14 protein-coding genes and 1 tRNA gene are annotated in these 15,108 nt (G+C 58.1%); 3 read left to right on the plus strand and 12 right to left on the minus strand.

Going from position 1 to position 15,108, the window contains the following annotated elements; all coding sequences use genetic code 11:
• Positions 1 to 42: 42 nt before the first annotated feature.
• From C0U40_RS09640 to C0U40_RS09655, 4 genes are all read right to left on the minus strand, one after another.
• Positions 43 to 1,131: a Zn-dependent alcohol dehydrogenase gene (locus C0U40_RS09640; protein ID WP_101655770.1), complete on the minus strand. Its 1,089-nt coding sequence runs from the start codon at positions 1,129 to 1,131 to the stop codon at positions 43 to 45.
• Positions 1,132 to 1,139: 8 nt separating this feature from the next.
• Complete coding sequence (speB, locus tag C0U40_RS09645; RefSeq protein WP_101655570.1) at positions 1,140 to 2,084, minus strand: agmatinase; 945 nt, start codon at positions 2,082 to 2,084, stop codon at positions 1,140 to 1,142.
• Position 2,085: 1 nt separating this feature from the next.
• Positions 2,086 to 3,054: an agmatinase gene (speB, locus tag C0U40_RS09650; RefSeq protein ID WP_101655571.1), complete on the minus strand. Its 969-nt coding sequence runs from the start codon at positions 3,052 to 3,054 to the stop codon at positions 2,086 to 2,088.
• Between the two features lie 109 nt (positions 3,055 to 3,163).
• Complete coding sequence (locus tag C0U40_RS09655) at positions 3,164 to 4,750, minus strand: transcriptional regulator (protein ID WP_101655572.1); 1,587 nt, start codon at positions 4,748 to 4,750, stop codon at positions 3,164 to 3,166.
• Between the two features lie 192 nt (positions 4,751 to 4,942).
• Here C0U40_RS09655 and C0U40_RS09660 point away from each other — a divergent pair, with 192 nt between their 5' ends.
• The gene (locus tag C0U40_RS09660) at positions 4,943 to 6,073 is read left to right on the plus strand and encodes a phosphatase PAP2 family protein (RefSeq protein WP_101655573.1); all 1,131 of its coding nucleotides are present in this window, start codon (positions 4,943 to 4,945) and stop codon (positions 6,071 to 6,073) included.
• Positions 6,074 to 6,096: 23 nt separating this feature from the next.
• Here the strand turns inward: C0U40_RS09660 and C0U40_RS09665 are convergent, their stop codons facing one another.
• Positions 6,097 to 8,187, minus strand: coding sequence for a S8 family serine peptidase (locus tag C0U40_RS09665; RefSeq protein WP_101655574.1), 2,091 nt, complete (start codon positions 8,185 to 8,187; stop codon positions 6,097 to 6,099).
• Between the two features lie 131 nt (positions 8,188 to 8,318).
• On the minus strand, positions 8,319 to 9,353 hold the full coding sequence (locus C0U40_RS09670; protein ID WP_101655771.1) for an ATP-binding protein: 1,035 nt from the start codon (positions 9,351 to 9,353) through the stop codon (positions 8,319 to 8,321).
• Between the two features lie 203 nt (positions 9,354 to 9,556).
• Between C0U40_RS09670 and C0U40_RS09675 the strand changes: the two genes are divergently transcribed.
• Positions 9,557 to 9,787, plus strand: coding sequence for a hypothetical protein (locus tag C0U40_RS09675; RefSeq protein ID WP_101655575.1), 231 nt, complete (start codon positions 9,557 to 9,559; stop codon positions 9,785 to 9,787).
• Between the two features lie 10 nt (positions 9,788 to 9,797).
• Here the strand turns inward: C0U40_RS09675 and C0U40_RS09680 are convergent, their stop codons facing one another.
• The 3 genes from C0U40_RS09680 to pcaD all read right to left on the minus strand — a co-directional run bounded on the left by C0U40_RS09680 (position 9,798) and on the right by pcaD (position 13,176).
• Entirely contained in the window at positions 9,798 to 11,186 is a 1,389-nt protein-coding gene (locus tag C0U40_RS09680) for an aspartate aminotransferase family protein (protein WP_101655576.1), read from the minus strand.
• A gap of 178 nt (positions 11,187 to 11,364) precedes the next feature.
• The gene (locus C0U40_RS09685; protein WP_353616040.1) at positions 11,365 to 12,309 is read right to left on the minus strand and encodes a DMT family transporter; all 945 of its coding nucleotides are present in this window, start codon (positions 12,307 to 12,309) and stop codon (positions 11,365 to 11,367) included.
• 78 nt (positions 12,310 to 12,387) lie between these two features.
• Positions 12,388 to 13,176, minus strand: coding sequence for a 3-oxoadipate enol-lactonase (pcaD, locus tag C0U40_RS09690; RefSeq protein WP_101655577.1), 789 nt, complete (start codon positions 13,174 to 13,176; stop codon positions 12,388 to 12,390).
• 86 nt (positions 13,177 to 13,262) lie between these two features.
• On the opposite strand from pcaD, the gene C0U40_RS09695 reads away from it, so the two are divergent.
• Entirely contained in the window at positions 13,263 to 14,030 is a 768-nt protein-coding gene (locus tag C0U40_RS09695) for an SDR family NAD(P)-dependent oxidoreductase (RefSeq protein WP_101655578.1), read from the plus strand.
• 31 nt (positions 14,031 to 14,061) lie between these two features.
• Here the strand turns inward: C0U40_RS09695 and C0U40_RS09700 are convergent, their stop codons facing one another.
• The 3 genes from C0U40_RS09700 to C0U40_RS09710 all read right to left on the minus strand — a co-directional run bounded on the left by C0U40_RS09700 (position 14,062) and on the right by C0U40_RS09710 (position 15,087).
• Complete coding sequence (locus C0U40_RS09700; RefSeq protein ID WP_145991922.1) at positions 14,062 to 14,331, minus strand: hypothetical protein; 270 nt, start codon at positions 14,329 to 14,331, stop codon at positions 14,062 to 14,064.
• Between the two features lie 324 nt (positions 14,332 to 14,655).
• Positions 14,656 to 14,732, minus strand: a tRNA-Arg gene (locus C0U40_RS09705).
• A 43-nt stretch (positions 14,733 to 14,775) separates the two neighbouring features.
• On the minus strand, positions 14,776 to 15,087 hold the full coding sequence (locus C0U40_RS09710) for an ETC complex I subunit (protein WP_101655580.1): 312 nt from the start codon (positions 15,085 to 15,087) through the stop codon (positions 14,776 to 14,778).
• Positions 15,088 to 15,108 lie beyond the last annotated feature (21 nt).

Raw genomic sequence — 15,108 nt, forward strand, 5'->3', positions numbered from 1 at the left:
TTTCAGGCAGGGCGCGAGAAATAAACGGACGGCTGCCCCCTCCTAAAACACAATTACATTGCGCCGTGATTTACCCGTTTTCGTATCTGCAATCGCCTCGTTGATCCGGTCGAGCGGGTAGCGGTTGGTGATCAACTCGTCGAGCTTCAGACTGCCCTGCCGGTAAAGTTCAATCAGCCACGGGATATCCCGTTTCAGTACGGTGCCGCCCATCAAAGACCCTGTGATCGACTGGCTGAGCGCCGAGAGCACGACGGGTTCATAGCTCGCCATTGCGCCGGAGGGCGGCATTCCGACCATAACCATCTGCCCCCGTGCCGCCAGATAGCGGGGCGCGGTTTCAAAGACCTTGATGGCGCCCACAGTGATAAAGACATAATCCGCCCCGCGCCCGCCGGTCAGATTGCGCACCCGTTTGACCAGCCCGTCAGCCCCTGCATTCAGCGCATGGGTCGCGCCGAACTCCAGCGCTCCGTCCAGTTTCTCGTCTTCCAGATCCAGCGCGATGATGGTGCTCGCCCCCGCAATCCGCGCGCCCTGAATGGTGTTCAGCCCGACACCCCCCGCACCGATCACCACCACAGATGCGCCCGGGCGCACGCCAGCCGTGTTCACCACGGCGCCAAGGCCGGTGATCACACCGCAGGACAACAGGCTGGCCACATCCATCGGGATGTCGTCGGGCAGCGGGGCGATCTGGCTTTGATCCACAACCACCTCTTCCGCGAAAGCGCCTGTCACCAGACCGTGTTCTGCCACATCGCCGTTTTCCAGCCGGATCGGGGATTGCGCCACGCGGTCGGTTCCGGTTTCGCAATTCACCGGATGGCCGTCCGCGCAGGTGGGACAGGTGCCGCAGGATTTGATCAACGTCACAAGCACGGAATCCCCGATGCTGTAACCAGCCACTCCTGTGCCGATTGCCGAAATGCGCCCCGCAGCCTCATGTCCGTAAACAGCGGGCAGATGCCCGCCCCAAGCACCGTCGATATAGGAGATATCCGAATGGCAGATGGCGCAGGCTTCGAGTTTAACCTGTACCTGCCCCGCTTCGGGCGGCAGCAGGGTGATCTCTTCGATGGTCAGATCCTTGCCAAATTCACGACAGACGGCAGCTTTCATGGAAGTAATCCTTTGTGTCAGCTTGAGGGGGATACACCGGGCAGGATGCACAGCATTTCATAGATCAGGTTGGCCGCCACCAGCGCGGTGTTCCCGCTCGGGTCATAGGGGGGCGAGACCTCTACCAGATCGGTGCCCACGATGTTCAGCCCCTTCAACCCGCGGATCAGCTCCACAGCCTGTGGCGGGGTCAAACCGCAGATTTCCGGCGTGCCGGTTCCCGGTGCATAGGCCGGATCAAGGCTGTCGATGTCATAGGTGATATAACAAGGCGTATCGCCAATCTTTTCGCGGATGCGTTTCGCCAGAGGTGTCAGGGATTTGTGCCAGATTTCTTCAGCCTGAACCACCGTGAACCCCCAACGCCGCGCCTCGTCAAAATCGTCAGCGGCATAGCCGGTTCCGCGTAGCCCGATCTGAAAGACCTTATCATCCTGTAACAGCCCTTCTTCATGGGCGCGGCGGAACGGGGTGCCGTGGGCGATTTCCTCGCCAAACATATGTTCGTTAATATCCGCATGGGCATCCACATGCACCAGCGCCACCGGCCCGTGTTTTTTGGCAATCGCCCGCAGCACCGGCAGGCTGAGCGTGTGATCTCCGCCAAGGGTCATCGGGATCACATCATGCTGCAACACATCATCGTAATAGGCGGTGATCCGGCGGACAGTGTCCTTCAGATCAAAAGTATTGATCGCCACGTCGCCCAGATCGGCGCATTGCAGATGTTCAAACGGGGCGGCTTTGGTCCACATATTGTAGGGGCGCAGCATGTTGCTTTCGGCGCGGATTTGCTTGGGACCGAACCGCGTGCCCGACCGCCAGCTTGTGCCGATATCCATCGGGATACCGATAAAACCCACATCCAGCCCCTTCGCCGTTTCCGCCGCAGGCAGGCGCATGAAGGTGCCGGGTCCGGCGAAGCGGGGCATTTCGTTCCCGCCCATAGGTTGGTTGTACATGTCAGGCTCCGAATTTCCGGCGATGAGCCCACAGGCACATCAGTTCCACAGCTACATGGGCACCCGCAATGGCCGTAGCGCCACTTACGTCATATTGTGGCGAGACTTCGACAACATCCATGCCGATCACGTTGATCCCTGCCAGTCCGCGCAGGATCGCTGCGGCCTGTGCGCTCGACAACCCGCCCCAGACAGGCGTGCCGGTTCCCGGTGCAAAAGCAGGATCAAGGGCGTCGATGTCAAAGGTCACATAGGTTTTGTGATCGCCCAGAACCTCTTTGATCCGCGCCACGGTCGCTTCGGGACCGATGCGGTGCACCTCGGGCGCGTCAATGATATTGACGCCAAGCGTGTCCTCATTTGTGGTGCGAATGCCCACCTGTACCGAGCGTTCGGGAATAACCAGCCCCTCTTTCACCGCCTTGTAGAACATGGTGCCGTGGTCGATCCGTTCCGGATCGTCATCGACCCAAGTGTCGCTATGGGCATCAAATTGCAGCAGGGAAACCGGCCCGTGTTTTTCCACATGGGCCTTCAGAATCGGATAGGTCACATAGTGATCGCCACCCAAGGACAGGCAGGCGGTATCGGTCGCCAGAATACCGGCGATATGGGCCTGCAACGCCTTGGGAAATTCCCACGTTTTCGCATGATCAAAAGCTACATCGCCATAATCTGCCACGTTGAATTCCACCAAGGGATCCACATCCCAGCCATAGGGCGCATCGGGGGATTGCAGGGTAGACGCCTCGCGGATGGCGCGGGGGCCAAGGCGCGTGCCGGGACGGTTCGTGACAGCACAATCAAACGGAATGCCCGTCACCGCCAGATCAACCCCTGTCAGATCCTTGCTGTAGGTCCGGCGCAAGAAGGAGGTCACGCCGGCATAGGTTGCTTCAAACCCGTGCCCCTTGTAACCCTGCCGTGTAATACCTTCGTCGATGACTTTTGCTGCGTCTTCCAGTGCCATGATCTGCCTTTCAGTTGTTCGCCCACAGCTTTTGCATAAGGGCCACAAAAGACAAGTCTGCTTTGCACCACAGCAGCAAAATCTCCGTCATCGGAGCAAAGCACTGTGTCTAGTCGTCTGTCGGGAAATCCAGCAGGTTGGCATGGCGCAGGGTGCGCACAGGATAGGCCTCGTCGGATTTAAACCTTTCGAGCGAAAAATCAGGCTCCAGCCGTTTCAACTGCTCCGCCACGATATGCATTTTTTCCCGCTCTCCCGTGTGGGCGAACAAGGCCAGCAAGTGCCGTAGCGGAGGGCGGAAGTTCGGTGCGGCCTTGCGTGCGGATTCCCCAAAGAGGATCGCCTCGTCATAGCGCCCCGAGGCAATACAACTGATGCAATGGAACGTGTCCCACCAGTGGTGAAAACTGGACCGACCAGCCACCGAGGTGGCCTTTTTGGTCAGCGCATAGGCGGCCTCGCTGTCCCCGTCCCACATATTCGCACTGGCAAGGGACACCATGGAAAACGCACCCGACAGGTTCGGGTCGAGCCGCTGCTGCGCCACTGCATTGGCAGCACCAAGATCTGCGAACATCAGAACCTGCACCTGACTGACCAGCGCCTGCACCAGCGGGTTTTCCCCGTCCAGTTCCATCGCCTTGCGGTTCAATTCTTCGATCTGGTCCAGATCCGCCTGCGCATCGCTGCTGAGAAGCTCGGTCAGGCGGATGGTTTTCAGCAGGCTCTGCCACGCCAGAAACAACCCGTTGCGGTCAATATCAAAGGCATTTTCCAAAAGCCGGTCCGCAATATCGAGCCGCCCGGATTCAAAACTTTCCATTTCCCGCACGGCCCGCCGCGCCATGGCGGCAGAGGCCAGTTCGGGACGCTCTGAAGGGAAGGCCTTGCCCATCGCATCCAGTGTTTTTTCGGCAGCCTCAATCGTAATATCAGCCAGCAAATCCTCACTTGCTGCTTGCAATGCGCCACTGTTCACCAGCGCCTTTTGGGTGTGCAGCACCCGTCCGGTTCCCGGGTGGATCAGCCGGATGAAGGCAAGACTCTTGCCGTCTTCCTCGGCCACATGCGCACTGATTTCGATTTCTGCCTCATCCTGATCGGATTCTGCCATACGGACGTTCACCTGCCGCCACGCACGCACTTGTTCGGCAATATTCTGGCCGATCTGATCCGCCAGAACTTCGCTTAGGATGCTTTTGGAGCCTTCCGGACCCTCACTTCTACGGGTGCGCAGGATCAGCCCGTGTTGCCGCGCAGCAAGCGCAACCTTGCGACGCTCGAAGGCATCGCGCACTTCGCCAAGCCATTCTTCAAAGGCGGGGTCGCGGACGCTAAGCCCTTCAAGCAGCTCTCTTGTGTCATCTTTGCGAATTTCAGCGCTGTCCCAGTCCACCACGACTGTACCCACATCCAGACTTGCCGTTGTACGGTCCACCACAAAACAGGATTTATACGCCCCGAGCGCCTTGCGGATCTGGGTCAACTCCTGCCGCAGGCTTTGCCCGGCCTGTTCTGGATCGCGTCCGCTCCACAGCTTTTCTTCCAGAAACCGCCGAGGGCGCGCCTTTCCATCGGTCAGAGCAAGAATCGCCAGCAAGGCGCAGGATTTCGCCCCTTTGGGTGTCAGGTTTTCGCCGTTCGGCCCTGTAATTTGCAGAGGCCCTATAGTTTGAATCGATAAAGGATTGGTCACAACGTCAAAATTCGCCTTTAAGTACTCTCGGACTTGCCCCCATCACAGAGCCTGCATCCAATGGTGGTATCTTAGCAGGTGTTTTGCGAGAATGTGAATTAATCGTGAATATACCCAGCGGCTTGCAGGGATGATTTGACATAAACTCTGTCAATTCATTGAATGAAGCAATTGTTTAAAGGAGTTTGGTTTATGGCGATCTATACACCGCAAGGCCCTCAGGGACCGCAGGGGCCCCAAGGACCACAGGGTCCACAAGGCCCGCAAACACCACAGGGTCCGCAAGGCCCTCAAGGGCCGCAGGGACCGCAGGGTCAGGGCGGCTCCCCTTATCTGAGCACCGGATTGATAACCACGCGGGACGGGACGCAGCGGTTCTGGGATGGCACCCCCAAACGCCCCGTATCCTATCAGACCGGCAACGGCAGCAGCGCCGCACGGCAGTGGCGAACTTTCAAGAAGATGGGCAGCTACCCCAGATCCGCGGCCATTCTGGCAGAGATTATGGGGCTATTGCGCGTCGACAATACCGTTGCCCACAACGAGGCCGGTGTCAGTTTTCAGGATGGCTCCACTCTCACCCCGATTGTAACCCTGACACGTCCGGGTCTGTCCCAGTTCGAGGAACAGCTCTACTACCTGCGCACTGCAGCAGACCTGCGGTTCGACCGTCAGGCGGAAATCCAGTCCCAGATCGGTGATCTGACCCCCTATTTCGGTGCGCTCAGTTACCTGTCCAACGATACCCATAAGTGGACGCTGGAACTCTTGGCGCTGGTGCAGCGGACCTGTCAGGTCTGCGAGATGCGGCTGAAGCAATTATTTGACTGCCCCCGCCCCATTGCCTTTGCGCAAGAGGTCCAGCCGATGATTACTTCACCGGACCACCCCGCATGGCCCAGCGGCCATGCGACCGAAAGTTTCGCTGCCGCGACCTTGATGGCACGGTTAAGCGATCCGAATTTTCAGTCCCCAGTGCAGGCAGTGCAGGACCAGTTGCCTGCCTACCGGCTGTCGGCCCGCATTGCGCTGAACCGCACTGTCGCAGGGGTCCATTTCCCGACCGACAGTGTGGCCGGCGCGACCCTAGGTATCGCGATTGCAGAGTTCATTATCAACTATTGCAGTCAGGCCGGCAAAACGTCCGCCTACGCGTTCAACGGCGGGGCATTTCGGGGGGACTTCAACCTGTCGCTTCTCGGGGAAACCATGCCCGGCAGCAATGATCCCACCATCACCCGCACCGAGATTTCCCTGCCAACCGCGGGGCGGGAAAACCTGTTGTCCAAACTCTGGGATGCTGCTGCGGCTGAATGGGGCTGAAGAAGCGTAGCACACGCAATAAATTAAGGGCGGTACCCGTCATCAAGACGGGGCCGCAACCCGACCTCCCCTGACACCGCAAGCGGACCAAGCTGGTCCAGCTCGTATTCAGGCTCAAAGGACCAGTCGAGCGCGCCAAGGGCTGCCATTTCCCGTTCCGCATTGACCGCAGGCGGATTCCACGGCCCGATATCCGCCCCGCTCGCAAACAACAGGGCCAACTGCCGCGTAATCTGCGGCGCCGCGACCGATGTGCCGGACATCACAGTTGCACTGCCACTCAGCGTGCCGCTCGCCAGCACGCCGCGCAGCGTCCAGCTACTGTCCCCGATAGCGGATACATTAGGTTCTTTAGCCGACAAAGGGCCCCCCGTAGCCGAATAAGGCGCTGCAAATCCGGTATCACACAAAGCGGCCCCCACAGTGTAAACCTGCTCGGGCATACCAGCGGAGAGCCAGCCGGATTCCGTGCCGATCCTTGTAACCGGCCCATCCGCCTTCGGGGCATAGGGCGTTTTGCGCGGCGGTTTCCAGACCCAAAGCGCATTGTCATCCAGATAGGACTGACGCGCCAGCGCTTGAAATCCCAAGGGGCGGTCGTCCCGCTGGACTTCCAGCCGCACGGTTTGCGCCGGTGCGCCGGTGCCGAGCGTTATCCGCCACGGCCCGCTCGGCGCGAGCGGTTTGCCCGTTTCGAAACAGGCCGTCGGCGCGATCGCCAGCAGGTAGTATCCAGCCGTTTGCCCGCCGCCCTCCAGTGCCTGTGGTCCGATTGCATAGATTCGCGCAACCGCAGGAGCCGAACCGCGGGCCAGCGAAACGCTGTGACCGGCAGGAATGCTTCCTAACGAGAGCGGTTGTGACAGCAAGCTATCGATCCCGAGCGTCAGTTCCGCCGGATCATCTGGGCGCAGTTCCACAAAACTCGGCGTATAATCCTCTGACTGCACCCGCAACGTCACCGACTGCGGAGTCTCTGGCTCCAGATCGATAGACCCGATCTGCCGCGTCAACCCGTCATTCCCGAAGGCATACACCACCCGCATCGGACTGCCGGTTCGGGTCTCTCGACGGTAAACCTCGGCTGCGATCTGGCGTTCGATCAGACTGGTCCCATCCTTTGATCCAGCCAAAACCCCCAGTGAAATATTCACCACCAGCGGTCGATGTTGGCCTTCCACCAGCAACCTGTCCGCCTGCCAGATAATCCAGCGCAGGGCGCGCACCACATAGGGCTGCAATTTCGCACCTGATGTATCCTCGACCGCTTGCGGCGGCAGTTGTGTGGCCAGCATCGGACATGCGCCCAGTCCCTCCGGTTCCACCTGCGGATCGGCACCCGCTGCAATATCCGTAACTATCGTGCCGTGGGTGCTGGCCAGTTCGGATCCGCCCCCCGCCGTAATGCCGTGCCAGACCGGACTGATCTGCCGGTCGTACAGCGCCTTGTTCATTGCGCTGTATTCCGCGGCCTCTTCCAGCCTGCTTCCTTTGGTCAGAACAGTATCAATCTCCTCCCCACTCAGAACCCGACCACAGGATATGGAGCAGTGTCCGTTGTCTTCGGTGATCTGATCTTCACACTGTAACCAGACGGCCGCCAGCCGCGTCTTGCGCTGATGCGCCGGTCCGGTTGTGAACCGCGCGTTCAGATAACCGATGGCATCATCAATCACCGCTAAAACCGGCGCAGGGCGTGGGACCCCGCCCGCCGGAGCAGGTGCGGAGGGCACCGGCGGGCGCGCCGCACCATTGGGAAGCGGTTGCAGCCATTTGCCATAATCCGCTGCGAAATCACCGGGTGTTTTTAAAACATGCAAGAACAGATCGGGTGCATCGCCTTCGATCGGGGAATGATCCAACAGGCGGTCGAGATATTCCCGCTCCACCCCGTCCATCAGAAAATCCGCACCCTGCCCCGCATTATCAAGCTTGCGCTTCAGCCATCGAAGAGTCTTGTCCAGCGTCGCGGGCCGGCCCGTCGGCTTGACCCGCACCAGCAGGGGCCGGTAGCTTAGCGCACCGCCGGCGGGGGGCTGGTACACATGATCAAACCAGTCAAGGTATCCGTCTACGACAGGTGTTGCTTGCGGCGTGCTCCAGCTGAAATCCATCCCGATACGTCCCTAAAATACAAATTCCGTAAATGTTTATAAATATCAGACGGCAGAACCGGCATTTGTGTCAAACACAAGTTGCCTGCCGGTTCCCTATTAACGGATTATTCACACCCGCGCTCTCGGGCTTAAATTGCCCGCGGGATAATCACGGAAAAACGGCTGCCGACACCAACAGTGCTGTCGATCTGCAGACGCGCACGGTGGCGCATCAGGATGTGTTTCACAATGGCCAGCCCCAATCCGGTGCCACCCTTGTCACGGGACCGCCCCTTGTCTATCCGGTAAAACCGCTCTGTCAGCCGCGCAATATGTTCCGGTGCGATTCCCTCGCCCTGATCGCTAACCGTTACGCGCACCATGTCCGGTTCCACCTTATCCACACAGGCCTCGATAGACACAACCGCCCCGTTACGAGAGTATTTTGCAGCGTTTTCGATTAGGTTTGCAAACACCTGTGTCAACTCGTCCGCGACCCCGATCACCTCGGGCAGGTCGGCAGGAATATCCAGTGTCACAGTTGTCTTTTCCCGATCCAGTATCGGTTCAAGCGATGCGCTCAACCGGTCCAGAATTGGCCGTAAATTCACAACCGTTGTGGGCGCGTATTTTTCTTCGGACTGCAATTTCGACAAAGACAGAAGGTCATCAATCAGCCGTGCCATGCGTGCTGCTTCTTTCTCCATCAGATATAAAAACCGGTCCGAGGCTTCCGCATCTGATCTTGCAGGGCCTTGAAGAGTCTCGATAAATCCATAGAGCGCGGTTAACGGAGAGCGCAATTCGTGGCTGACGTTCGCCACAAAATCCGACCGCATCTGCTCGGCTTCCTGAATATGGCTGACATCCTCGAAACTCACCACCACCAGTGCGTCGGTGCGACTCGCGTCCGGATCAACCCGCACGGCTGTCATGGAAAAGGTCGTTGGCACAACCAGTTGCAGACGCACGTCCACTTTGGCCTGCCCGCCTTCGTCGATTGTATCCTCAACCGCGCGGATGCATCTCTTGTTTGGCACATAATGGGCCAGCTTGCGCCCTTTCGTACCTGTCCCGAACAGGCTCACTGCAGATTCGTTGCGGAACACGATGGTCTGGTTGCTGTCCACCACAAATACTGCGACGCCCAAAGCGTCAAGAATGGCTCTAATGCCTGCGTCCAACATGTCCTGTCTCCTTTGCGCTCTCAATGCCGCATCCATGCGTCAGGCTCAACGCATTACCTTCCGAAACGCGCGAATCCGGTACAGCCATGCAAAAAGCACATATCGGCTTTAACGGATTGTGCGTTGTCCAAACGCCTTCCAGCTCCCATTTAAGCCACAACAGTATGACAGGCTCCTGACATGGAGTGAAAGGAATGAACATGGCTTATATTACCGACACAAAATCAACCGTTGGCGGCACAATCTGGTCCGCCCTGCAAACCGCCGGCTCCGCTGTTCTGCGCTTCTTTGAAGACATGACACTTGCCGCGTCCCGCGTTGAAATCATCAATGCAATGCTGGACATGGACGAAGAAACCCTGCGCAGCCGCTACAACATTTCGCGGGACCAGATCGTTTCTTACGTTTTCCGCGACAAACTGGTCCCCTGATTTAACGCTGTCAGGCCCACAAACCGTCAGACTTGAGACCGGCTAAGGTCTCATCCAGAGATTTCACCGCCCGCTCGAACAGAAGGTCGATATTTGCCTCAGTCATGATCAGCGGCGGTGAAATAATCATTGTATCCCCCACATGACGCATGACCAGACCGTTGGCGAAACACCGTTCGCGACAACGCAGACCGACCGTGCCCTTATCAGCTTTGAACGGCGCACGATTGGCCTTGTCCGGTGACAGTTCAAGCGCCCCCATCATACCGATAATACGCGCCTCCCCGACCATCGGGTGATCGCTGATCTCGCGCCATTTTTGCGCAAGATAGGGCGCGGCCGTATCGCGCACATGTTCAATCACCTTTTCCTCTTCCAGAAGGCGCAAATTCTCCAGTGCCACTGCACAGGCCACCGGATGTCCGGAATAGGTGTAGCCGTGGTTGAATTCGTCCGAGCTGATCACCTCGGCGACTTCGTCACTCAGAATGGAACCGCCAATCGGCTGGTAGCCGCTCGACAGACCCTTGGCGATTGTCATGATGTCGGGACGGATCCCCAATGTTTGTGACCCAAACCAGTTGCCGGTCCGCCCGAAACCGCAAATCACCTCATCCGCGATCAGCAGGATGTTGCGCTCGTCACAGATCCGCTGGATTTCCGGCCAATAGGTTTCCGGCGGAATGATCACAGCGCCCGCACCTTGAATCGGCTCTGCGATAAAGGCCGCAACCTTGTCTTCCCCGATCCGGTCAATCTCTGCCTCCAGCGCGCGGGCGCGGGCCAAGCCGAATTCCGCAGGGTCCATATCCCCGCCTTCGCCGTACCAGTAAGGCTGGTCGATATGGGTGATGTCAGGGATCGGCATCCCGCCCTGCGCGTGCATGCCCGCCATCCCGCCAAGCGACCCGCTGCCCATAGACGACCCGTGATAGGCGTTCTTGCGGCTGATGATGGTTTTCTTCTCCGGTTTGCCCTTCAGCGCCCAGTAATGACGCACCAGACGGATGTTGGTGTCATTGGCTTCAGAGCCTGATCCGGCAAAGAACACATGGTTCAGATCACCCGGCGCCAGTTCGGCGATACGCGCGGACAAAGCCACAACAGGAGGATGAGTAGTCTGGAAAAACGTATTATAATAAGGCAGTTGCTCCATTTGCGCGGCAGCGGCTTCGGCCAGTTCCTTGCGCCCGTAGCCCAGATTGACACACCACAGGCCAGCCATCCCGTCCAGGATCTCAACCCCGTCGCTATCGGTCAGCATGACACCATCCGCCCGCGTGATGACCCGCGCACCTTTCTGCGACAGTTCCGCACCGTGGGTAAAAGGATGAATGTGATGGGCCGCATCCAACCGCTGCAAGTCAGCCGTTGGCAAGTGGTTGTCGATCCGTTTCATATTCACTCCTTAAAGACTTTACCGGCGATTTTCCGCGACGTTAGCCCGACCATTCAAAACCCGTCAATCGCATTCGACAATGGCTTCCAAAAGTCGGACAAAACCGCGCAACACAACTTTCTTCTGGCCCGAAAATATCCCCGCCGGAGGCTCCCTGCGGCGCAAAGCACCCCAGGCTTCAGGTTTTTACAGCTGCCGCTGGTGGCGTTTTCGCGCGACGGGACAGCACCCATTCACGGTAGGAAATGAAGCTAACCGAGCAGATGATCAAACCACCGCCAAGCAGGACAAAAATATCCACCGCTTCCCCGAAGACCACCAGCCCCAAGATAGTGGCCCAGATCAACTGAAGAAACGTGACGGGCTGGGTCACGGCCAAAGGCGCTGCCTTTAGCGCTTTGGTCATGGTGAAATGGGCCGTAGTAGCCAAGGCCCCCACCAGCGCAAGCCACAACACCTCTGTCACGCTTGGTGTTTTCCAGACAGCGATTGCAAAGGGTGCAATGCCGATGGTCACAAAAACACTCAGCATCCCGACCACCAGCGACGGGCCTGCCTGCGCGGTCAACCGCTTGGCGACCAGATAGGATACGGCAAACATCGGCGCGGACAGGACCTGCGCCATCTGACCGGAGTTGATCTCCTGAATACCCGGGCGCAAGATAATCATCGCACCGATAAAGGCGATCACAATCGCCGCTATCCGCCGCAGGGCCAGCTTCTCACCCAGAAAGACCGCAGCACCGATTGCAATGTAAATCGGGGCAAGATACCCGATCGCTGTGACCTCGGCGATCGGAATACGCGCCATTGCATAAAACCACAGGATCACGCCGATCGCATGGCAAAATCCGCGTAGCGCAAAAGTGCCAACCAATCGTTTGTCCAACTGGCGCAGCCAACCGGTTCCCATAAACGGCAGGATGAACAACACACCGAACAGATAGCGGATGAAGGCGGCTTCCGCGGCTGGTACGCTGGAACCGACGTAGCGCACAATACCCGTCACGCCGACAAACAGAACACCCGTCAAAAGCATCCAGCCGATGCCCACCCACGGGCGCCCGTAATTCATATCCGACGTATCCGAAGCCATTGAAATCACCTGTACAAGAGTCGCCACAACCAACCCCAGATAGCGGGAAGGTGCAAGGGCGGCTTACAGATGTTCCGTAGCGGCTGTCGTCATGACAGATGCGTCCTACGCCTGTGCTTTCAGGAAGTCCCGCAATAAGGACGTAAAGACTTCGGGCTTCTCGACACAAGGCAGATGTCCGGCTCCACGAATGATCTGGAAGCTGGAGCCGCCTATCAGTTCTGCCGTTTCGCGCACCATATCGGGCGGCGTAGAGCCATCCTTGTCACCGACAACGGCCAGCACCGGCAGGCTGAGGCGCGCAGTGCTTTCCAACAAATCCGTATCGCGAATGGCCGCACACACACGGGCGTACCCCTGTGCAGTGGTCCGCACCAGCATATTGCGCCACATCGGAAAGTCCGGGTGGCTGTGGAATTCCGGCGCGAACCAGCGTTCCAATATCCCGTCCGCCATGGACCCAAGCCCGTCTGCCTGCACTTTGGCGATCCGCTCGTTCCACATATCGTCGTTTCCGATGCGCGCAGCCGTATCCGCCAGCACCATGGTGCGCACCAGATCGGGGCGCTCCGCTGCAAGGCCCTGCGCGATCAACCCGCCCACCGAAAGGCCAACCACTGCCGCTCCGGATATGCCGAAGTGATCCATCAGTGCGGCCAAATCGCTGACCAGTTCGCCCATTGACCAACCGTCCTCCGGATCATCGGACAATCCGTGTCCCCGTTTGTCGTACCGCAGCACCCGAAAGTCCTGCGACAGGTCGGCAACCACCGCGTCCCATATCCGGAAGTCCGTACCAAGCGAGTTGGAAAATACCACGACGGGAGCATCCGACGGGCCTTCAATCTGACAATGTAACGCTGCGTTGTTAACCTCTACGATCCTTGAAACCATGCCACTGCGTCCTCTTCCCTGTTGAATTCTGTCGAACACATCTTTCATAAAGACCCCGATAAAACAACATTCAAGGATATGCGAACATGACCAGCCTTTCGAATAAATCAGCCATCGTCACCGGTGGTGCTTCGGGCCTTGGCGCGGCAGTTGCAACCCATCTGGCAAGTCTGGGTGCCAAAGTGTGCCTGTTTGACATGAACCCTGATGCCGCCATGGCGACCGCCGCCAAAATCGGTGCATCCTGGCAGCAAGTGGATGTTTCGGATGCAGACAGTGTCGCCGAAGGGTTTGAGGCAGCACGGGGCGCGCAAGGTCAGGAAAGCATTCTGGTGAACTGTGCCGGCATCGGTCCGGCTGCCAAAACCGTGTCCAAAGGGGCGCCCCATGATCCGGCGCTGTTTGCCAAAGTGATCGGGGTTAACCTGCTCGGGTCTTTCTATTGCGCCTCCCACGCGGCCGCTGGCATGGTCCAGTCCGATCCGTCAGCTCCCGACGGAGAGCGCGGCGTTATCATCAACACCGCTTCGGTGGCGGCCTATGAAGGTCAGGTCGGCCAAGTGGCCTATGCCGCGTCCAAAGGGGGAATCGTGGGTATGACACTGCCAATGGCCCGCGATCTGGCCGATAAAGGCGTGCGGATTGCCACGATCGCGCCGGGCCTGTTCAAAACACCGCTGCTGGAGGGCTTGCCTCAGGAAGTTCAGGACAGTCTGGGTGCGCAGGTGCCTTTCCCGTCCCGTCTTGGAGACCCAAAGGAATTTGCCGCGTTGGTTGCGCACATAGTGGACAACCCGATGCTCAATGGTGAGGTGATCCGTCTGGACGGCGCGATCCGCATGGCGCCCCGTTAACACGTAACGGCAATTCCGGAGCGGGCGTGTATCAGGCCGCCCGTTCCTCTGCCAGATAAGCCGCAAGATCCGCGAAGACCTGCTCGCACTCCTGCGCTTTTTCTTCAAGCTTCTTGACCTTGAGACGATCCCCCTGCTGGCGGTACTGCTCTGCAAGAGCCAGACTGGTCCGGCGGATTTCAACAATGGACACACAGGTCGACCAGTCTTCCGAAGTGGGGGAAACCCCCGCCTTCTGAAAGGCCGCATCGAAGATTTCTTTGAATACTGTCATTTCGATCCGCTCTGCTTCCGTGTCCACCAAAGGCCCTCCATCCCTTTGCCTGTATTTAAGCTAAACAGCAAAAATGGCCAATTAACGGCAGAAATTAATAATTCCTTAACTTTTCATAGGGCTAGCAAAAAATGACATATCGGGGCGCGCACCCCCAGAGTTGTCAGCGCTAAAAACCACTCTCCCAAATGGTTTCTTTTGGCGCAACTTGATCCGCCGGGACAATGTCGCACGGACTGCTGACAGCGAATGCACTGGGCGCAAGTTACCTGCCGGAAGAACGGGGGCAACACAAAAAAGCAGAAAATCAGATGGATAGCACGTCACCCGAGGCGGGTTGTGATGCAAAAGTGGCGATCCCATCAGGACTCGAACCTGAAACCCTCTGCTTAGAAGGCAGATGCTCTATCCAGTTGAGCTATGGGACCGCTATGGGCCTTCTGGCTAAAAATTGTGGGCTTTGCAAGCCCTTCAATGGGTCCAGACAGCGCGCCGGTTTGTGGCAAAGTTGTCACCATAACCGCCACTGCGCACATTTTGCTTGCGGTTTTTCGGATCGACAATTGTGTAAGGGATCCCATTGGAGGAGGCGTAGTCGACTGCGGCATCCTTGCTGTCGAACATCAAACGGATTTGGCTGTTCATGTCACTGGAGCTTGTCCAGCCCATAAGTGGATCAATCTGGCGGGGCTCTTGCGGGCTGAATTCCAGAACCCAGTTTTTGGTTTTCGCCTGACCAGATGTCATGGCATTGCGTGCAGGTTGATAAATTCGTGCCAGCATGGGTATCCTCAACTCTCCCGT

This window comes from Neptunicoccus cionae (assembly GCF_002860325.1).
Classification (GTDB): domain Bacteria; phylum Pseudomonadota; class Alphaproteobacteria; order Rhodobacterales; family Rhodobacteraceae; genus Amylibacter; species Amylibacter lutimaris.